A 17,259-nucleotide genomic window follows, 5' to 3' on the forward strand; every position below is an offset into this window, starting at 1 on the left:
CTCCGCCGGGATCGATGGACTGCCGCCACGGTCGCACGCAATGGCGCTGCCCGCCCATCGACACGCATTGACTGGCCGGCCAGTCTGGCGCGGGCGGGTGGCTTGCCGCGGCGGCCGGACGAACTCAGTTACCGCCGCCGTCCTGGCGGCTCGGCACGACTGACGGTCTATGTGCTGGATTGTTCCGCCTCGATGCTGAGGCATGGCCGGCTGGCCCTGGCCAAGGGCCTGCTGGCGGACTGGTTCGCCGAGGCGGCGCGGGCGCGATCTCAGGTCGCGCTGATCTGCCACGGTGGTCGCGGCGCCCGGCTGGTGTTCGGTCCGGCGGTGCCGCGCTGGTGGAACGAACGATGGATCCAGCCGATCGCCGGCGGCGGCGGCACCCCCTTGCAAGCCGGTCTGGCGATGGCCGAGACCCTGCTGCAGCGTGGCCACCGGCGCGATCCCGGGCTGGGACTGGAGCTGTGGCTGCTCAGTGACGAGCACTGCCCGGCGGCGGGGCCGCCGTCACTTGGGTCGGCCAGCATCATCGACGTCGAGCCGCGCGGTCGCATGGCGGGTGGCGCGCGCCGGCTCGCACACGCCTGGCAGGCGGCCTATCTGCAGCTGACGCCGCAGGGTCTGAGTCAGCCGGGCTTCTGAAACGGATGGCTGCGGGGGGTATAGACCCATTCCCGCCCGTTCTCGTGGCCGAAGCGCCGGGTGGTCGACGAGCCGATGACGACGACGGTGCGCATGTCGACCATCTCGCTGCGCAAGTCCTGCAGAGCTACGGTGTTCAGTCGCGCTCCCGGGCGGGCAATGTTCCAGCCCAGCACCACCGGGGTCGAGCCGTCCCGATGGCGCCGGACGATATCCAGCGCCCGGTCCAGCTGCCAGGGGCGATGCCGGGAAATCGGGTTGTACCAGCCCATCGCCAGATCCGCCTCGGCGGCCAGCGCCAGCCGGCGTTCGATCAGGCTCCAGGGCTTGAGATTGTCCGATAGCGAGATCAGGCAGAAATCATGCCCCAGGGGCGCGCCGGCGATCGCCGCGCAGGCCAGCGCGGCCGAGACTCCCGGCAGGATTTCCAGTTCGACTTCGTGCCAGGCCGGATCGGTGCCGGCCTCCAGCGCCTCCAGCGTGGCGGCGGCCATCGCGAACACGCCCGGATCGCCGGAAGAGACCATGGCGACGTGTCGACCCTCGGCGGCCAGGGTGAAACCATGCGCAGCCCGCTGCAGCTCCTCGCGATTGTCGGAAGGGTGACGCCGTTGGCCGGGGCGCAGCGGGCCGGCCATCTCGACATAGGTGGCATAACCCAGGATATCGGTAGCCTGCTCCAGCGCGGCGCGGGCGGCAGGCACCATATAGGCGGCATGCCCGGGTCCCAGGCCGATCACGCTGAGCTTGCCGCGGGGGCGGCCGATGCGTGCAGGGTCGACAGGGCGGTCGGCCTGGGCCAGGGCCAGGGTTGGGCCCGGTTCGCCGCAAGGCGACAGTTCGGGCAGGGTTTCGCGCAGCAAGGTCTCGGCATCGAGCGGCGGGCTGTCCACCCGCCGCAGGCTGGCACCCAGCTCCCGCGCCGCCTCGGCCACGATCTGCTGGTGCCTGCTGGTGGCGCCGATCAGGACCACGGCCAAGGCCTCGACGGCCAGTCCGGCCGCCGCCAGTTGCCGGCGCATGCGATCGGCCAGCCCGGCGGCATCGGTATCGCCGTCATGGCGGCAGGCCAGCACCAGATTGCGTGGATAAATGCGCAGGGTCGACGCGTCAGGGGTCTGGATGCTGGCCGATACCTGCAAGCTGTGCGTCGCCGATGCGGCGCGAGGCAGGTCGACATGGTCCAGCCAGGGCGCATCGCCCTCGATCCGGAGGGTATCGCCGGCCAGTAGACCGGAGACCAGTCGCTTGCCGTGCTCGATATCGGCGAGCACATAGCCCGGCGGTGGCTGCAGCAGGCAGGTGCCGAAGCGCAGTTCGCCGCTGGTGGTAATGGCTGCATGGCCATCCAGGGACAGCGCGATATCGCGGGCCAGGTCATTGGCGCCACGCAGGCCGCCCAGCAGGGGTACCACGCTGCTGCCATCCTGCGCCACCGCCAGCACGGCGGCGCCTTGCAGCTTGTCATCGTCGGTCAGGCGGGGAGCGAGCGCGCGGATGATGATGCCGGCGGCGCACAAGGCCAGAACCGGTGCATCGCCGGCATGCAGTTCGCGCAGACGGGTGCCGAAGTCGTCATAGAGATCGTCGCAGCCGGCCGCAGGCATGCCGAGGCGGCTGCGCAGGCCGTGGATGCGACTGCCCGGCGCCATGGCTCGCAGCCGTTCGGCCAGCGGCATCGCCGCGGGTCCCAGCACGATGATGGCCAGCGGCCTCATGCCTGCCACCGCGTGCCCGGCACCAGGATCATCGAGAAATAGGGCGAGCTGGCAGGGTCCACGTCGGCCAGGGGCAGCATGCGCTGGGTCTCCATGGTGGCGCGCTCGATATACAGGGCGCGTTGCTCGAGCCCCAGTTCCTGCAATACTTCGCGGACCTTGGCCAGCTGGCGGCCCAGCTTCATGATGACCACGGCGTCGGCCAACGCGATACGCCGGTGCAGTTCCCCGGCGGGAAGCGTGCCGGCCAGTACGCTGAGCGACTGGTCGCGGTAGACCAGGGGCGTACCCAGCATCGCCGCGCCGCCCAGCATGGCGCAGACACCCGGTACCACCTGATGCGGATGATCGGCGGCAAGGCGGTCGTGCAGATACATGTAGGAGCCGTACAGCATGGGATCGCCTTCGCAGATCACGGCGACGTCCCGGCCCTCGTGCAGATGCGCGGCCACGCTGAGCGCCGAGCGATCATAGAAGGCGGCGATGATCTGGTCATAGCTGAGCGGGCCGCTGACCGTTTCGGTCGTCAGCGGATATTCCAGCCGCAGCTGGATCTGCTGCGGCTGCAGATGGGACTCGATGCTGGCATAGGCATGGCCCTTGCGGCCTCGACCGGCGAAATAGGCCACCACCGGGGCCTGTTGCAGAAGCCGCAGCGCTTTCACGGTGATCAGCTCAGGGTCGCCGGGGCCGACGCCCAGACCGAGCAGGCGTCCTTGAGGCTGGCTCATTCGACCTCCGTGGCCAGGGCATTGACGGCGGCGGCGGCCATCGCGCTGCCGCCGCGGCGACCGTTCACCACCACATAGGGAATGCCCAGCCGGTTGGCGGCCAGTGCGGCCTTGGATTCGGCGGCGCCGACAAAGCCGACCGCAAACCCCAGCACCAGCGCCGGTCGCGGCGCGCCATCCTGCAGCAGCTCCAGCAGCCGGAACAAGGCGGTCGGCGCGTTGCCGATCACGACCACGGCGCCTGCCAGCCGCTCCTGCCACAGCTCGACGGCGGCGGCGCTGCGGGTCTGCCCGCTGGCAGCGGCCATGGCCGGCACCTGCGGGTCTTGCAGGGTACAGATCACCGGGTTGTCGGCCGGCAGCCGGGCGCGGGTAATCCCTTCGGCCACCATCCGCGCATCGCAGAAAACAGGTGCGCCGCTGGCCAGCGCCTTCCGGCCGATGGCTCCGGCGCCTTCGCTCCACACCAGGTCGGTCACGATATCGGGCATGCCGCAGGCATGGATCACCCGGACGGCCAGTTTCTCAATATCGGCGGGAATGCCCGAAAGATCGGACTCGGCCCGGATGATGGCAAAGGACTGCCGGTAGATGGCTGCGCCATCACGAATATAGTCGAACATCAGTCACTCCGCGGCCGGGGGCCGCATGATCCCGGTCGCCATTTCAAGAGTCAGGTGCCGGCCCAGGCACTCTCCAAAGTCCCGGCCGGAGCCGCGACGGTACAGATCATAATGGTTCCCGTCCACGGCCAGCAGGGTATGGCCGGCAGGGGAGGCCGCGGCGCAGCTGCGCGGGCAGCCACTGAGATGGATGCCGGTGGGTGGCAGTTCGGCCCGGGCAAGGCGCAAGGCGTCGGCCTTGGTATCGGCCTGGGTGCGGGCACAGCCGCGCCGGCCGGCGCAGGCCAGCAGCCGTGCCAGCGGGTCGGCGGCATCGGTGATCAGGCCCAGCTGGCGCAAGCCGGTCAGGGCGGCCGGAGCATTGACGGCCCGGATATGGGGCAGCAGACCGCCCTGCCAAGGCGTGAACCGCAGTTCGCCACGTCCCAGCTGGCTGCTCAGCTCGGCGAGTCCTTCCAGCATGTCGGCATCCAGTCGGGCGAGAGGGGCCTGGAAGCCGATCAGGCAGAGGTCGCCGCCGGCCTGGGGCTGCTGGCCCAGCCGGGCCGGATCGAGCGGGGGCTCGACGCCGGTTGCGCAGGGCAGGGCTCCGGCAGGCGGTGTCGCCAGCTTCAGCCGTGCGCCGTGGCGGCGGGCCCGGCTCAGCAGTACCTGCAGACCCTGGTCGGCCAGCACATCACGCATCCGCAGCTGGCCTGCCGTGGCCAGCTCCATAAAGGCCCGCATCAGGGCCAGCACCGTGGTCACCGCATCTTGTGGAGCCGTATAGCCTGGACAATGCACGGGCACAGCCGGTGCGGAGGCCAGGCCCAGCCACAGTCCCGGAGGCTGCGGCAGATCCCGCTGGTCGATGCAAAGCCAGATATCGTGGGGATGACGACGGTCGACCAGGCGTTCTCCGCCGTCCAGCAGGACGGCGAACTTGGGTGACAGGCCGTCAAGCGCGGCATCCTGCTGCATCGCCTGCAACAAGTCGGCTGCCAAGGCCGAGGTGTCGATGCGCATCTGCGGATCGATGCCGGCCAGCGGACTGATCATCACATTGCGGCGCGCATCGCGACGGCTCAGGGCGACCGTATCGACCCTATCGCTGGCGGGCAGCGGCCCGAGTCCGGCATCGATCAGGGCCTGGATCAACCCGGGACCGGCCTCGGCGCGGATGCCGCGCAATTGCAGATTGGCCCGATTGGTGATCTCCAGCGGGCCCTCGGCATGCTCGCGGGCGGCTGCGGCCAGGGCCCGGGCCTGTACCGCGGTCATCCGGCCGCCGGCGAGCCTGATCCGGCACAATCCGCCGTCGACGGCCTGCACGAGGTTGATCAGGCCCGGACAGGCGGCCTGTGCGGCTTGTACCGAGCGGTTCCGCCTCGGGCTGCCGTGGTTTTGCATCCTAGGTATTTCCTGTTCTCGGAGGGGCAGGTCGAGGGATGAGTCTAGCGGCTGGCGGCCATCGGCTGCAGCAGGGCACGCTGCCGTCTCGTCGCTGGCGATGCCGCAGGCGGGTGATGCCGGGTCGGGATGCCGTCGCGGTTGCAATCCGGCCGCTGATGGCGACACTAGATGGCCTGGGCGCAGGCGCCGGAGAAATGGAAGGGCATGGAGCAGGTGCGTTGGGGTGGCGAAGAGTCGGCCGGGCTGTCGGCCTGGCTGAGTGTGGTTGGCCTTGGCGAAGACGGTTTCGAGGGGCTGTCGCTGATGGCCCGCCAGTGGCTTATGCAGGCCGATGCCATCTTCGGCGGCAGCCGGCATCTGGCCATGCTGCCGGCCGCTCTGGCGGCACGGAGCAGGTCCTGGCCCCGCCCCTTTGCGCTGGACGAGGTGCTGGCCTGCCGGGGGCGGCCGACCTGCGTGCTGGCCAGCGGTGACCCCATGCATCATGGCGTCGGGGCCCGGTTGGCGCGGTTGCTGCCGACCGGCGAATGGCGGGTATTGCCTGCACCGTCGTCCATGAGCCTGGCCGCCGCGCGGCTGGGCTGGGCCCTGCAGGACTGCACCGTGGTTTCGCTGTTGCAACACGAGGCGGCGAGCGTGCTTCGCCATTGTCGCCCGGACCGGCAGCTGCTGGTGCTGAGTGCCGGTGCCGGGACGCCTGCCGAGCTGGCGGCCTGTCTGGCCCGTGCCGGTTATGGCGCGAGCCGGCTATGGGTCTGGCAGCGACTGGGCGGGCCGGCCGAATCCGTCGTCGAGGCGATCGCCGAGCAGTGGCCTGCGCAGCAGCACGTGGATCCGCTGAATCTGGTGGCCGTGCAATGCCGGCTGGCGGAGGGCCAGGTCGCCTGGCCGCCAGGGCCGGGTCTGCCCGATGCGGCCTTCCGGCATGATGGCCAGCTGACCAAGCAGGATATCCGTGCCGTGACACTGGCCCGGCTGGCGCCGCGTGCCGGTGAACGCTTGTGGGATGTCGGAGCGGGCTGCGGTTCGATCGGCATCGAATGGATGCGCAGCGATGCGTCCTGTCAGGCGATCGCGATCGAGGCGGATCCGGGCCGGCAGGCCTTGATTGCCCACAATCGACAGGCACTGGGCGTACCGGAACTGCAATTGGTGAGTGGCCGCGCGCCCCAGGCTCTGCAGGGTCTGGAACGACCCGATGCGGTATTCATCGGCGGCGGCGTGACGGCCGAAGGCGTGCTGGCAAGCTGCTGGGAGGCCTTGCCCGTCGGTGGCCGGCTGGTGGCCAATGCGGTGACCTTGCAGGCCGAGCAATGCCTGTTTCAATGGCGACAGCTTCATGGCGGCCGGCTCAGCCGCCTGTCGCTGGAACATGCCGAGCCGCTGGGCCGCTTTGACAGCTGGCGATCAGCGCTGCCGATCACCCTCTATGATGCGGTCAAGGCCTGATGCGGGAGGAAACGCCGGAAGTAGCGGCCCCGTTGCGCTATGGCTATACCACCGGCGCCTGTGCGACGGCGACGGCGCTGGCGGCGGCGCAGCTGATGCTGGGCGAAGCCGTGGGTCCGCAGGTCCGCATCGTGCTGCCGCGCGGACAGATTGTGGATTTCGCGCTGGCTTTCTGCCGCCATGACGGCGATGCCGCCGAGGCCGGCACGGTCAAGGATGCCGGTGATGATCCGGATGTCACCCATGGCGCCGTCGTCTGGTGCCGGGTCGAACGCCTTGCCATGCCCGGCGTGGTTTTTCATGCAGGCCCCGGTGTTGGCACAGTGACCCGTCCCGGCCTGTCGCTGGGGGTCGGTGAACCGGCGATCAATCCGGTGCCTCGACGGATGATAAGCGAGCATCTCGAGCAGCTGGCCGCGCGCGTCGGCTATGCCGGCGGCTTTGCGGTCCGTGTCGGGGTGGAAGATGGCGAGGCATTGGCCCTGAAAACGATGAACCCTCGGCTGGGCATTGTCGGGGGACTGTCGATCCTGGGCACCACCGGCATTGTCAGGCCATTTTCCTGCTCGGCCTATATCGCCTCGATCCAGCAAGGCATCGACGTGGCGGTGGCCAATGGTTGCAGGCATATCGCCGCCAGTACCGGCCATGCCAGCGAGACGGCAGTGCGTAGCATCTGCGATCTGCCCGATATGGCGCTGATCGAAATGGGGGACTTCGTCGGTGCGGTGCTCAAGCATCTGCGGCGCCAGCCGGTGGCCAGACTGACGCTGTGCGGTGGTTTCGGCAAGCTCAGCAAGCTGGCCGCCGGACATCTGGACCTGCACAGTCGCCACTCCAGCATCGATCTCGACGCGCTGGCCGCCTGGGCTGCAGGCATGGGCGCGACGCAGGCCTTGCAGGCCGGCATTGTCGCGGCCAATACCACACAGCACGCGCTGCAGCTGGCCGATGCCGAGGGCTTGCCGCTGGCTGACGAGGTCTGTCGACGCGCGCGGTGGGTGGCTTGCGGCATCGTGCCGGCCTCGGTCGCGGTGGACGTTCTGGCCATTGATCGTCAGGGGCGCATCGTGGGGCAGGCGGCATGAGCCGGGTCCTGGTGCTGGGCGGTACCGGCGAGGGACTGGCCTTGGCGCGAGAGCTGGGACGCGGGGACATCTACAGTCTGGCTGGCGTCGGTCGCCAGCCCCAGGGACTTGAATGCGACCTGCGGGTCGGCGGTTACGGCGGCGGCGAAGGCCTGGCCGCGTTTCTGCGCGAGCAGTCCATCAGCCTGCTGATCGATGCGACTCATCCCTATGCGGCCCGGATCAGCGCCAACGCGTACATGGCCAGTCGCCTTGCCGGGATTCCCCTGTGGGCGATCCGTCGCCCCGGCTGGCAGCCCGCTCCGGCGGATGACTGGCGGATGGTGGATGGCTGGGCCGCGATGATGCGGGCGCTGGCCGACTTCCGTCGCCCCTTGTTCACTCTGGGGCGCGAGCCGCTGGAGCATCTTGGAGAGATACCCTTGCATCAACAGTGGACCATCCGCTGTCTGGACAGCCATCCCGGCATGGAACGCGCCGAGGTGCTGGCCGATCGTGGGCCGTATCATACGGACGGCGAGCAGGCCTTGTTTTCGCGCCTGGGCACCGATGTGCTGGTCAGCAAGAACAGCGGCGGGGCCGCCACCGAGGCCAAGCTGGTCGTGGCCCGCCGGCTGGGCCTGCCGGTAGTGATGCTGCGGCGCCCGGCATTGCCCGCCGCAGACCGGGAATTCAGTGACGTGGCCAGTCTGCTGCAGGCCTGGACATGACGGTGTTCTTTATCGGCGCCGGACCGGGCGACCCCGAGCTGATCACGGTCAAGGGGCAGCGTCTGCTGCGGCAATGCCCGGTGATTCTCTATGCCGGTTCATTGGTGCCCGAGGCGGTGCTGGCAGGACATGCTGCCGAAGAAGTGGTCGATACCGCCGACCTGGATCTGGAGCAGATCATCGAGCGGCTGGCTGCGGCGGACGCCCGGGGACAGGATGTGGCACGGGTGCATTCCGGTGATCCCTCGTTGTTCGGCGCCATCGGCGAACAGATCCAGGCGCTGCAGGCCCGCGGCATCGCCTGGGAAATCATCCCGGGCGTGACGGCGGCGGCCGCTTCGGCGGCCGCGCTGGGCTGCGAACTGACCCTGCCCGGTATCTCCCAGACCGTGATTCTGACCCGTCATGCACGCAAGACGACGATGCCTGCAGGTGAGTCTCTGCCGGAGCTGGCACGTCATGGCGCGACCTTGGCCATTCATCTGGCCATCCGCCACCTGGATGAAATCGTCGACATTCTGCAGCCCGAATATGGCGCAGACTGCCCGGTGGCCGTGGTGTATCGCGCCAGCTGGCCGGACCAGCGTCTCGTTCGCGGTCGCCTGGACGATATCGTCGCCCGTGTGGCCGAAGCGCCGGTCGAACGCACGGCCTTGATTCTCGTCGGCCGGGTGCTGTCATCCGCCGACTTTGCGCGGTCCACCCTGTATGCCTAGGAATATAGACATCCATAGGGTGTGCGACTTTACCGGGGCTCTGTCGTGAGCACGGTCTGGCTGATTGCGGCGGCTCTGGTGCTTGACCGGCGGCTGGGTGAGCCGCGGCGCTGGCATCCGCTGGTCGGGTTCGGGCAATGGGCCGGCTGGCTGGACCGGCATCTGCATGCCGATCGATATGCTCGTGGCGTGCTGGCATGGGCCTTGGCCGTGCTGCCGATCAGTCTGTGCTGCTGGATGCTGGTCGTGCAGGCCGGGAGGGTCTCGCCCTGGCTGGGCTGGGCGCTGCAGGCCGTGCTGCTGTATCTGTGCATCGGTTTGCGCAGTCTCGCCCAGCATGCCGCCCCCATCATCAAGGCCTTGCGCGCCGGCGAGCTGGATCAGGCGCGACGGGCGGTATCGATGATCGTGAGTCGCGACACCGGGGCACTGGATGCCCGTCAGGTGGCCGTGGCCGGCACCGAATCCATGCTGGAAAACGGCAGTGACGCGGTCTTTGCCGCGCTGTTCTGGTTTGTGCTGCTTGGTGCGCCGGGCGTGGTGGCCTATCGGCTGGCCAATACGCTGGATGCGATGTGGGGTTACCGCACGCCGCATTGGCGCCGCTTTGGCTGGGCCGCGGCCAGAATCGACGATGGGCTGAACTGGCTGCCGGCACGGATGGTGGCCTTGACCTATGCGTTGTGCGGCTGCACTGGCGCCGCACTGGCCTGCTGGCGGCGCCAGGGCGGACGCTGGGACAGTCCCAATGCCGGTCCGGTGATGGCGGCCGGCGCAGGCGCCCTGCGTGTCAGGCTGGGTGGCGGCGCCCCTTATCATGGGCACTGGAAGCGGCGACCGCGACTGGGCCTGGGGCATGCCGCCGATGCCGGCAGCGTGGCGGCAGCGACCAGTCTGGTACAACGGGGTGTGGTCCTGTGGTGGTTGATCCTGCTGATGAGCGGAGTCCTGATCGGAGTGGTGAAGCATGCTTGAACATGGCGGGCGTTTGCAGCGTGCAGCGCTTGAATACGGTCGTCCGCTGGACGAATGGCTGGATCTCTCGACCGGGATCACGCCTTTCGCCTGGCCGCCGGTGCCGATTCCAGACCGGGTCTGGCAGCGATTGCCCGAAGACGAGGACGGACTGGAGCAGGTGGCGGCCACGTATTACTGCGCGCCCCAGGTGCTGGCGGTGGCCGGTTCGCAGGCGGCCATCCAGGTGCTGCCGCGCTTGCGGGGATGCTCCCGTGTCGGCGTGATCGCGCCCGGTTATCAGGAGCATGCCCATGCCTGGCGCCAGGCCGGTCATCAGGTGGTTGCCGCTTCGGCGGATCAGCTGCTGGCGTCGGTGGACGCCTACGATGTGCTGGTGCTGATCCATCCCAACAATCCCGGTGGCGAACATTTCAGTCCGCAGCAGTTGCTGGATCTGCATCGACAGCTGGCGGCAAGGGGGGGCTGGCTGGTGGTCGACGAGGCCTTCATGGATCCGGATCCGTCATCCAGCGTGGCCGCCCATACGTCTGAAGGCGGTTTGATTGTCCTGCGTTCCTTGGGCAAGTTCTTCGGTCTGGCCGGGGCCCGGGCCGGATTCCTTTGCGCCGAGCCCGGCCTGCTGGCACGGGCCCGGGAGTTGCTGGGTCCCTGGACCCTGAGCGGCCCCAGCCGCTATCTGGCGGCCGCGGCCCTGGCCGACCATGGCTGGCAGGCTACGGCACGCACTTGGCTGGCGCAGGCCGGCCGTCAATTGCAGGTCGTGCTGCAGGCGCATGGGCTGGAAAGCCGGGGCTGCTCCCTGTTCCGCTGGTGCCGGACCGATCAGGCGGCCGCCCTGCATCAGGCCCTGGCGCGGCGGGGCATTCTGGTGCGGCTGTTTGCGGAGCCGGCCAGCCTGCGCTTCGGCCTGCCGCCGGATGCCGCCGGTCTGCAACGACTGGATCAGGCACTGGCCGAGTCGCTGCGGGAGCGGGTCGATGCAGGCTAGAGTGCTTATGGTGCAAGGCTGCACCTCCGATGCCGGCAAGAGCACCCTGGTCGCGGCACTGGGGCGCTGGGCACGGAGGCGCGGCGTCAGGACGGCACCGTTCAAGCCGCAGAACATGGCCCTGAATTCGGCGGTCACCATCGACGGCGGCGAGATCGGGCGGGCCCAAGCCTTGCAGGCCCAGGCCTGCGGGATTCCTGCCGAGACGGATTTCAACCCGGTACTGCTGAAGCCCAATACCGACCAGGGCTCGCAGGTCATCATCCATGGCGTGGCGGTCGGCAACATGTCGGCCCTCGAATATCACGACTACAAGCGGGTCGCCCGCGAGGCGGTGCTGGCATCCCATGCACGTCTGGCCGAGCGCTTCCAGGTCGTGCTGGTCGAAGGCGCGGGCAGTCCGGCCGAGATCAATCTGCGCCAGAACGACATTGCCAACATGGGATTTGCCGAGGCCGTGGACTGCCCGGTGTTGCTGGTGGCCGATATTGATCGCGGTGGAGTCTTTGCCCATCTGGTCGGCACTCTGGCCTTGCTCTCGTCCAGCGAGCGCGATCGGGTGGCGGGTCTGGTGATCAACCGCTTTCGGGGCGATCCGGCCCTGCTGCAGCCGGGCGTTGACTGGCTGCAGCGTGAAACCGGCAAGCCGGTACTCGGTGTGCTGCCCTATCTGCAGGGGCTGCAGCTGGAGGCCGAAGACGGATTGAGCCGTGGCGCGTCGACATCCCCCGCGGGGGCTCGTCTGCGCGTGGTGGTGCCGCTGCTGCCCAGACTCAGCAACCATACCGATTTCGATGCCTTGCGTGCCCATCCCGAGGTGGAGCTGGTCTTTGTCGGGGCAGGCGAGGCGGTACCGGCCTGTGACCTGCTTGTCCTGCCCGGCTCCAAGTCCACGCGCAGCGATCTGGGCTGGCTGCAGGCACAGGGCTGGCCGGCGGCGATCCAGCGGCATCTGCGCTACGGTGGCAAACTGCTCGGTATCTGTGGCGGCCTGCAGATGCTGGGCCAGTGGATCGAGGACCCGCACGGGCTGGAGGGGCCTGCCGGGCGCAGTGCAGGCCTGGGCTGGCTGGAATTTGAAACGATCCTGGAGCATGACAAGCTGCTGCGCGAGGTCAGCGGCCGGATGGAGGCGGCGGGTACCGAGGTGCGGGGCTACGAGATTCATTGCGGTCGCAGCCACGGGACTGCGCTGGCACGGCCGTTCTGTCGCCTGGCCGACGGCCGGCTGGACGGGGCCTGCAGCGAGGACGGACAGATACGCGCCACGTATCTGCACGGCGTGTTTGATCATCCGCCCGCACTGGCCGCCCTGCTGGCCTGGGCGGGGCTGGAGCAGGCGGCCGCGCTGGATCTGCCCGCGTTGCGCGAAGTCTCGCTGGAACGTCTGGCCGACATGATCGAGGAGCATATGGATACCGATGCGCTGGTTTCGCTGCTGGGACTGCCGGCATGAGCCGGCGTCTGATCCTGGGGGGCGCGCGTTCCGGCAAGAGTGCCTGGGCCGAGGCGCAGGCCGCGGCCCAGACGGCTCCGGTCACCTATATCGCCACCGCCGAGGCGCATGACGAGGGCATGCGCCAGCGGATCGAGTTGCATCGTCAACGCCGGCCGGCGACCTGGGCCTGCGTCGAAGAGCCCTTGGCGCTGGCCGGTCGGCTGCGTGAAGTGGCAAGCCAGAGCGGTGTTATTCTGGTGGACTGCCTGACCCTGTGGCTGACCAATCTGCTCTGTCATCCCGATCCGCAGCGCCTGAGTCTGGAGCGCGAAGCCTTGATCGAGATCCTGCCCAAGCTGCCGGGCGAAATCATTCTGGTCAGTACCGAGGTCGGGCTGGGCGTGGTGCCGATGGGCGAGCTCAGTCGTCGCTTTGTCGACGAGGCCGGCAGTCTGCATCAACGCCTGGCCGTGGTATGCGAACAAGTGGTATTTGTGGCGGCCGGCCTGCCGCTGGCCATGAAAGGACAACTGCAATGACATCGTGGTATCTCCGTGCTTGCGCACAGCCCCATGCGGAGGCCGCCGCGGCGGCCAGGCAGCGGCAGGCGCAGCTTACCAAGCCGGCCGGCTCGCTGGGCCGGCTGGAAACGCTGGCCATCGAGCTGGCCGGCATGCAGGGCCGTGCCTTGCCGGCCGTGGACGCGGTCTGGATCACGGTGTTTGCCGCCGATCACGGGGTCGCGGCCGCGGGGGTTTCGGCCTATCCGCAGGCGGTGACGGGCGAGATGCTGCGCAACTTCGCCCACGGAGGGGCGGCGATCGCCGTGCTGGCGGCCGCACAGCAGGCCGAGCTTGAGGTGGTGAATCTGGGCGTGGTCAATGATCCAGGCGAGCTGCCTGGCGTCCGCCGTGAAATCATCGCGGCTTCCACGGCGTCGTTTCTGTCGGATGCGGCCATGCACGACGAGCAGCTGGAGGCGGCACTGGCGTCAGGGCAGCGCAGTGTCGAGCGAGCCCGTGCCGGCGGTGCCCAGCTGCTGATCTGCGGTGAAATGGGGATCGGCAATACCACGTCCGCCGCAGCGCTGGGTTGCGCGCTGCTGGCCGAGTCGCCTGAGCATCTGAGCGGACGCGGCACCGGGGTCGATGATGCCGGCCTGCGCCGCAAGATCGAGGCCATCCGGAAGGCTTTGGATTTCCATGCGGGCGCGCATGATGCCAGAGAGTGGCTGCGTCGGCTCGGGGGCTTCGAGCTGGCCGCGATGACGGGGGCCTATATCGCCGCAGCCCAGCAAAGGCTTCCCATTCTGGTCGATGGTTTCGTGACCACCGCCGCGGCGCTGGCCGCCGTGAAGATCCAGCCTTCCGTCCGGCCCTGGCTGTTGTTCTCGCATCGCTCGCAAGAAGCCGGGCATGCCCGTCTGCTGGCGGCCATGGATGCCCAGCCGCTGCTGGATCTGGGGCTGCGCCTGGGCGAGGCCAGCGGAGCAGCCACGGCCTTGCCCCTGCTGCGGCTGGCCTGCGCCTTGCATGCAAACATGGCCACTTTTGCCGAAGCGGGAGTCTCCGAAGCATGAGCATTACCTTGTTGAGACATGGCGACACCGGTCAACGCAGTTATCGCGGGCAACTGGATGATCCGCTCAGCGAGCTGGGCTGGCAGCAGCTGCGTCAGGCCGTGCAGGGCGGCCGCTGGGACCGGGTGGTGTCCTCCTCGATGCGCCGCTGTGCCGAATTCGCCACCGAGCTGAGCGCCCGGCGCCAGCTGCCGCTGCGACTGGAACCCGGTCTGATGGAATATCATTTCGGTGACTGGCAGGGCGTGCCCATCGAAACCATCGCCGAACAGGATCCGAAAGGTCTGGAGGCCTTCTGGGCCGATCCGGTACGGCATCCGCCGCCCGGTGCGGAAACCTTCGAGGCTTTTCATCAGCGGGCTTCGCTGGCGCTGGATCGCATCGCACAGGAGCATCCGTCCGAAAGCGTGCTGGTGATCACCCATGGCGGGGTGATCCGGATCCTGCGCTGTCAGGCCGAAGGCCGCTCGTTCGGGGAAATGGCCAATACCGAGGTCCATCATGCCTCCCTGCATCCGCTGTCCTGGATGCCGGCCACGGCATGATGCGCGGCCTGCTGTATGCCATCGGCTTTCTGACCCGGATTCCGGTGCCGGTCTCGGTCTTCGAAGATACCCGGGCACGCCGCCTGTCGGTGCTGGCCTATCCGCTGGTCGGCCTGTTGCTGGGGGTGATCCTGGCCGGACTGGGCCTGTTGCTGGAAGACCATGATGATCTGCTGGCCTCGGCGCTGATTCTGGTGGTCTGGGTCGGGCTTACCGGCGGGCTGCATCTGGACGGACTGGCGGACAGCGCCGATGCCTGGATCGGGGGTCTGGGCGAGCGGACGCGTACGTTGGACATCATGAAAGACCCCCGCTGCGGACCCTCGGCGGTGGTGGCCGTGGTGCTGTTGCTGCTGACCAAACTGGCCGCGCTGCAGGCAATGCCGGGGCCGCTGCGCATGCCGGCCTTGCTGCTGGCACCCTTGCTGGGCCGCACGGCGCTGACGGCACTGCTGGCTTCCACGCCTTACGCTCGTGCCGCAGGGCTGGCCAGCGATCTGGACGGATCAGGGCGAGCCCCCTGGCTGGTCATGGCGGCGGCCTTGCTGGCCAGCTTGCTGGCCGGTGTCGATGGGTTGCTGGCGTCTGTGGCCGCGGCCACGGTGTTCGGCGTATGGCGACAGGCCGGCATGCGCCGGCTCGGCGGCTACACCGGTGACACCGCCGGCGCCATGGCCGAGATGGTGGAGCTGGCGGTGCTGGTCGTCATGGCCTTGCGACTGGGCTGAGCCCGGCATTCAGAGACCCCAGCCGTTCTCGCTGAGGCAGTCCTGCAGATCCATGCGCTGGCGCCAGCCCTCCTGCTGCAGCATCGGCGAGGGATAGAAGGTCTCGACATGGCCCAGACAGAGCAGGGCCACCGGCTTCGCGCCGGCCGGAATACCCAGCAGGCGGCGCACCGCATCGACATCGAACAGCGAGACCCAGCCCATGCCGAGACCTTCGGCGCGAGCGGCCAGCCACAGGTTCTGGATCGCGCACGATACCGAGGCCAGATCCATCTCGGGCAGGGTGCGGCGGCCGAAGACATGCGCTTCACGGCCGTCCATCAGACTCATCACCAGCAGTTCGCCGCACTCGCGCAGGCCTTCCACCTTGAGTTTCATAAAGGCATTGCCGCGCTCGCCCAGTGCCTCGGCGGTGGCCAGCCGCTCCTGCTCCACGATGGCGGCGAGGGCGCTGCGCAGTGCCGGATCGGTGATCCGGATTACCCGCCAGGGCTGCATGAAGCCGACGCTGGGCGCATGGTGGGCCGCCAGCAGCAGGCGCTGCAGGATCTCGGGGGCTATCGGGTCGGGCAGAAAGTGGCGCATGTCGCGGCGTTCATGGATCGCCTTGTAGACCGCGGCACGCTCGATATCGCTAAAAGGCTCGGCCATGGAAAATCGCTGTCATCAGTTGAGGATTGGACGGCCAATAGCCGTGCATGTAACTGGCCGTGATCGCGCCATGTCGATATACGGCCTCGCCGTCACGATTGCGGCTGGCGTGCCGGGCCTGGCACCAGGGCGGGAGCGGCGTGCTGATGCGGGAGTAGTGGAAGCAATGCCCCCGCAGCGGACCCAGGGCCGTATCCAGCTGCTGCAGCCCGAGGGCCGCGAGGCGGTTCTGCATCACGGCTTTGCCCGGCAGCAGCCCCAGCATGGGGTGATGGCGCCCTTGCAGATCCTGCAGCTCCTCGAGCAGATAAAGCATGCCGCCGCACTCGGCCAGCACCGGTTTGCCGCTGGCGACGAAAGCACGGATCGAGGTCGCGCTGCAGTTGTTCGTCGCCAGGACGGTGGCGTGCAGCTCGGGATAACCCCCGGGCAGATACAGCGCATCGGCATCGGCCGGTACGGATTCATCGGCCAGCGGCGAGAAGAACAGCAGTTCGGCGCCCAGCGCGCGCAACAGGTCGAGATTGGCCGGATAGATGAAAGCGAAAGCGGTATCCCGGGCGATGGCGATGCGATGACCGGCCAGATCATGAGGCAACGGGTTTGCGGGCGGGGCGCTGAAGGTCGTGGCAGGTGGCAGCCTGGTGATGGCCTGACCGTCAAGCGCATCGGCGGCCCGGTCCAGGCGCGCGTCGAGGTCTTCGATTTCGCCGGCCTGGCGCAGGCCGAGATGCCGCTCAGCCAGCTCGAAGCCTGTGTCGGCCGGCAGCTGGCCCAGCCAGGGGATGCCATCGGGCAGGGATTCGCGCAGCATCGCGGCATGGGTGACGGAGCCAACGCGATTGGCCAGTACGCCATGCATGCGCAGTCCTTCACGGTAGCGGGCCAGACCCAGAGCCAGCGCCCCGAAGGTCTGGGCCATGCCCTTGGCCTGGATGACCGGCAGCACCGGCAGATCGAAGTGCAGGGCCAGGTCGGCACTGCTGGGCGTGCCGTCATGCAAGCCCATCACGCCTTCGATCAGGATCAGGTCGACCTCGGCGGCGGCCCTGGCCAGCAGGCGGGCGCATTCCTTGGCACCTGTCATCCACAAATCCAGCGAATACACGGCACGGCCGCTGGCACGCTCCAGCACCATCGGATCGAGATAATCCGGGCCGGTCTTGAACACCTGCACCCGCCGACCGGCACGCCGGTGCCAGCGGGCCAGCGCTGCCGTGACCGTGGTCTTGCCATGACCGGAACCGGGTGCGGTGATCAGCAGGGCGGGGCAGTCCGGCATG

The 17,259-nt window shown here is 68.4% G+C and carries 18 protein-coding genes; 12 read left to right on the forward strand and 6 right to left on the reverse strand.

Translation table 11 applies throughout. The features are described 5' to 3' along the window. Nucleotides 1-102: 102 nt before the first annotated feature. Nucleotides 103-642 carry a vWA domain-containing protein gene (locus FRAAU_RS06345; RefSeq protein ID WP_014402729.1) on the forward strand — a complete coding sequence of 180 codons (540 nt, stop codon included), beginning with the start codon at nucleotides 103-105 and terminating at the stop codon, nucleotides 640-642. Here the strand turns inward: FRAAU_RS06345 and cobJ are convergent. The 4 genes from cobJ to cobG are packed head-to-tail and all read right to left on the reverse strand — an operon-like array spanning nucleotide 627 to nucleotide 5,103. Further along, entirely contained in the window at nucleotides 627-2,360 is a 1,734-nt protein-coding gene (gene cobJ / locus FRAAU_RS06350) for a precorrin-3B C(17)-methyltransferase (protein WP_014402730.1), read from the reverse strand. The two genes, FRAAU_RS06345 and cobJ, sit on opposite strands and share 16 nt — an antisense overlap. Beyond that, complete coding sequence (locus tag FRAAU_RS06355) at nucleotides 2,357-3,091, reverse strand: precorrin-2 C(20)-methyltransferase (protein ID WP_014402731.1); 735 nt, start codon at nucleotides 3,089-3,091, stop codon at nucleotides 2,357-2,359. The genes cobJ and FRAAU_RS06355 overlap by 4 nt, the downstream gene beginning before the upstream one ends. Further along, nucleotides 3,088-3,714: a precorrin-8X methylmutase gene (locus FRAAU_RS06360; RefSeq protein ID WP_014402732.1), complete on the reverse strand. Its 627-nt coding sequence runs from the start codon at nucleotides 3,712-3,714 to the stop codon at nucleotides 3,088-3,090. Before FRAAU_RS06360 ends, FRAAU_RS06355 begins: the two co-directional genes overlap by 4 nt. A 3-nt stretch (nucleotides 3,715-3,717) precedes the next feature. Beyond that, nucleotides 3,718-5,103, reverse strand: coding sequence for a precorrin-3B synthase (gene cobG / locus FRAAU_RS06365; protein WP_014402733.1), 1,386 nt, complete (start codon nucleotides 5,101-5,103; stop codon nucleotides 3,718-3,720). Nucleotides 5,104-5,310: 207 nt separating this feature from the next. Between cobG and FRAAU_RS06370 the strand changes: the two genes are divergently transcribed. The 11 genes from FRAAU_RS06370 to FRAAU_RS06420 are packed head-to-tail and all read left to right on the forward strand — an operon-like array spanning nucleotide 5,311 to nucleotide 15,325. Next, a complete protein-coding gene (locus tag FRAAU_RS06370; RefSeq protein ID WP_014402734.1) occupies nucleotides 5,311-6,555 on the forward strand; it encodes a bifunctional cobalt-precorrin-7 (C(5))-methyltransferase/cobalt-precorrin-6B (C(15))-methyltransferase in 1,245 nt (414 codons plus the stop codon). Further along, complete coding sequence (locus FRAAU_RS06375) at nucleotides 6,555-7,643, forward strand: cobalt-precorrin-5B (C(1))-methyltransferase (protein WP_014402735.1); 1,089 nt, start codon at nucleotides 6,555-6,557, stop codon at nucleotides 7,641-7,643. Before FRAAU_RS06370 ends, FRAAU_RS06375 begins: the two co-directional genes overlap by 1 nt. Then, nucleotides 7,640-8,353, forward strand: a complete 714-nt coding sequence (locus FRAAU_RS06380) for a cobalt-precorrin-6A reductase (protein WP_014402736.1) — start codon at nucleotides 7,640-7,642, stop codon at nucleotides 8,351-8,353. Before FRAAU_RS06375 ends, FRAAU_RS06380 begins: the two co-directional genes overlap by 4 nt. Next, a complete protein-coding gene (gene cobM / locus FRAAU_RS06385; RefSeq protein ID WP_014402737.1) occupies nucleotides 8,350-9,069 on the forward strand; it encodes a precorrin-4 C(11)-methyltransferase in 720 nt (239 codons plus the stop codon). The genes FRAAU_RS06380 and cobM overlap by 4 nt, the downstream gene beginning before the upstream one ends. 45 nt (nucleotides 9,070-9,114) lie before the next feature. After that, complete coding sequence (cbiB, locus tag FRAAU_RS06390; protein ID WP_014402738.1) at nucleotides 9,115-10,044, forward strand: adenosylcobinamide-phosphate synthase CbiB; 930 nt, start codon at nucleotides 9,115-9,117, stop codon at nucleotides 10,042-10,044. Next, on the forward strand, nucleotides 10,037-11,035 hold the full coding sequence (gene cobD / locus FRAAU_RS06395; protein ID WP_014402739.1) for a threonine-phosphate decarboxylase CobD: 999 nt from the start codon (nucleotides 10,037-10,039) through the stop codon (nucleotides 11,033-11,035). Before cbiB ends, cobD begins: the two co-directional genes overlap by 8 nt. Beyond that, entirely contained in the window at nucleotides 11,025-12,491 is a 1,467-nt protein-coding gene (locus FRAAU_RS06400) for a cobyric acid synthase (RefSeq protein ID WP_014402740.1), read from the forward strand. Before cobD ends, FRAAU_RS06400 begins: the two co-directional genes overlap by 11 nt. Further along, nucleotides 12,488-13,012 carry a bifunctional adenosylcobinamide kinase/adenosylcobinamide-phosphate guanylyltransferase gene (cobU, locus tag FRAAU_RS06405; protein ID WP_014402741.1) on the forward strand — a complete coding sequence of 175 codons (525 nt, stop codon included), beginning with the start codon at nucleotides 12,488-12,490 and terminating at the stop codon, nucleotides 13,010-13,012. Before FRAAU_RS06400 ends, cobU begins: the two co-directional genes overlap by 4 nt. Beyond that, nucleotides 13,009-14,052: a nicotinate-nucleotide--dimethylbenzimidazole phosphoribosyltransferase gene (cobT, locus tag FRAAU_RS06410; RefSeq protein ID WP_014402742.1), complete on the forward strand. Its 1,044-nt coding sequence runs from the start codon at nucleotides 13,009-13,011 to the stop codon at nucleotides 14,050-14,052. Before cobU ends, cobT begins: the two co-directional genes overlap by 4 nt. Beyond that, a complete protein-coding gene (locus FRAAU_RS06415) occupies nucleotides 14,049-14,597 on the forward strand; it encodes a histidine phosphatase family protein (protein ID WP_014402743.1) in 549 nt (182 codons plus the stop codon). Before cobT ends, FRAAU_RS06415 begins: the two co-directional genes overlap by 4 nt. Further along, the gene (locus FRAAU_RS06420; RefSeq protein WP_014402744.1) at nucleotides 14,594-15,325 is read left to right on the forward strand and encodes an adenosylcobinamide-GDP ribazoletransferase; all 732 of its coding nucleotides are present in this window, start codon (nucleotides 14,594-14,596) and stop codon (nucleotides 15,323-15,325) included. The genes FRAAU_RS06415 and FRAAU_RS06420 overlap by 4 nt, the downstream gene beginning before the upstream one ends. 9 nt (nucleotides 15,326-15,334) lie before the next feature. Here the strand turns inward: FRAAU_RS06420 and bluB are convergent, their stop codons facing one another. Beyond that, a complete protein-coding gene (gene bluB, locus FRAAU_RS06425) occupies nucleotides 15,335-15,976 on the reverse strand; it encodes a 5,6-dimethylbenzimidazole synthase (RefSeq protein ID WP_014402745.1) in 642 nt (213 codons plus the stop codon). Continuing rightward, nucleotides 15,960-17,258 carry a cobyrinic acid a,c-diamide synthase CobB gene (locus tag FRAAU_RS06430; RefSeq protein WP_014402746.1) on the reverse strand — a complete coding sequence of 433 codons (1,299 nt, stop codon included), beginning with the start codon at nucleotides 17,256-17,258 and terminating at the stop codon, nucleotides 15,960-15,962. Before FRAAU_RS06430 ends, bluB begins: the two co-directional genes overlap by 17 nt. Nucleotide 17,259: the final 1 nt, after the last annotated feature.

This window comes from Frateuria aurantia DSM 6220 (genome assembly GCF_000242255.2).
GTDB lineage: Bacteria > Pseudomonadota > Gammaproteobacteria > Xanthomonadales > Rhodanobacteraceae > Frateuria > Frateuria aurantia.

What these genes read in the sequence shown, in the direction of transcription:
- FRAAU_RS06420 (WP_014402744.1), top strand. Translation starts at nt 14,594, where the DNA reads ATGATGCGCGGCCTGCTGTATGCCATCGGCTTTCTGACCCGGATTCCG.
- cobG (WP_014402733.1), bottom strand. Translation starts at nt 5,103, where the DNA reads ATGCAAAACCACGGCAGCCCGAGGCGGAACCGCTCGGTACAAGCCGCA.
- cobJ (WP_014402730.1), bottom strand. Translation starts at nt 2,360, where the DNA reads ATGAGGCCGCTGGCCATCATCGTGCTGGGACCCGCGGCGATGCCGCTG.
- cobM (WP_014402737.1), top strand. Translation starts at nt 8,350, where the DNA reads ATGACGGTGTTCTTTATCGGCGCCGGACCGGGCGACCCCGAGCTGATC.
- FRAAU_RS06415 (WP_014402743.1), top strand. Translation starts at nt 14,049, where the DNA reads ATGAGCATTACCTTGTTGAGACATGGCGACACCGGTCAACGCAGTTAT.
- cobT (WP_014402742.1), top strand. Translation starts at nt 13,009, where the DNA reads ATGACATCGTGGTATCTCCGTGCTTGCGCACAGCCCCATGCGGAGGCC.
- cobD (WP_014402739.1), top strand. Translation starts at nt 10,037, where the DNA reads ATGCTTGAACATGGCGGGCGTTTGCAGCGTGCAGCGCTTGAATACGGT.
- FRAAU_RS06355 (WP_014402731.1), bottom strand. Translation starts at nt 3,091, where the DNA reads ATGAGCCAGCCTCAAGGACGCCTGCTCGGTCTGGGCGTCGGCCCCGGC.
- FRAAU_RS06400 (WP_014402740.1), top strand. Translation starts at nt 11,025, where the DNA reads ATGCAGGCTAGAGTGCTTATGGTGCAAGGCTGCACCTCCGATGCCGGC.
- FRAAU_RS06380 (WP_014402736.1), top strand. Translation starts at nt 7,640, where the DNA reads ATGAGCCGGGTCCTGGTGCTGGGCGGTACCGGCGAGGGACTGGCCTTG.
- cobU (WP_014402741.1), top strand. Translation starts at nt 12,488, where the DNA reads ATGAGCCGGCGTCTGATCCTGGGGGGCGCGCGTTCCGGCAAGAGTGCC.
- bluB (WP_014402745.1), bottom strand. Translation starts at nt 15,976, where the DNA reads ATGGCCGAGCCTTTTAGCGATATCGAGCGTGCCGCGGTCTACAAGGCG.
- FRAAU_RS06430 (WP_014402746.1), bottom strand. Translation starts at nt 17,258, where the DNA reads ATGCCGGACTGCCCCGCCCTGCTGATCACCGCACCCGGTTCCGGTCAT.
- FRAAU_RS06360 (WP_014402732.1), bottom strand. Translation starts at nt 3,714, where the DNA reads ATGTTCGACTATATTCGTGATGGCGCAGCCATCTACCGGCAGTCCTTT.
- FRAAU_RS06375 (WP_014402735.1), top strand. Translation starts at nt 6,555, where the DNA reads ATGCGGGAGGAAACGCCGGAAGTAGCGGCCCCGTTGCGCTATGGCTAT.
- FRAAU_RS06370 (WP_014402734.1), top strand. Translation starts at nt 5,311, where the DNA reads ATGGAGCAGGTGCGTTGGGGTGGCGAAGAGTCGGCCGGGCTGTCGGCC.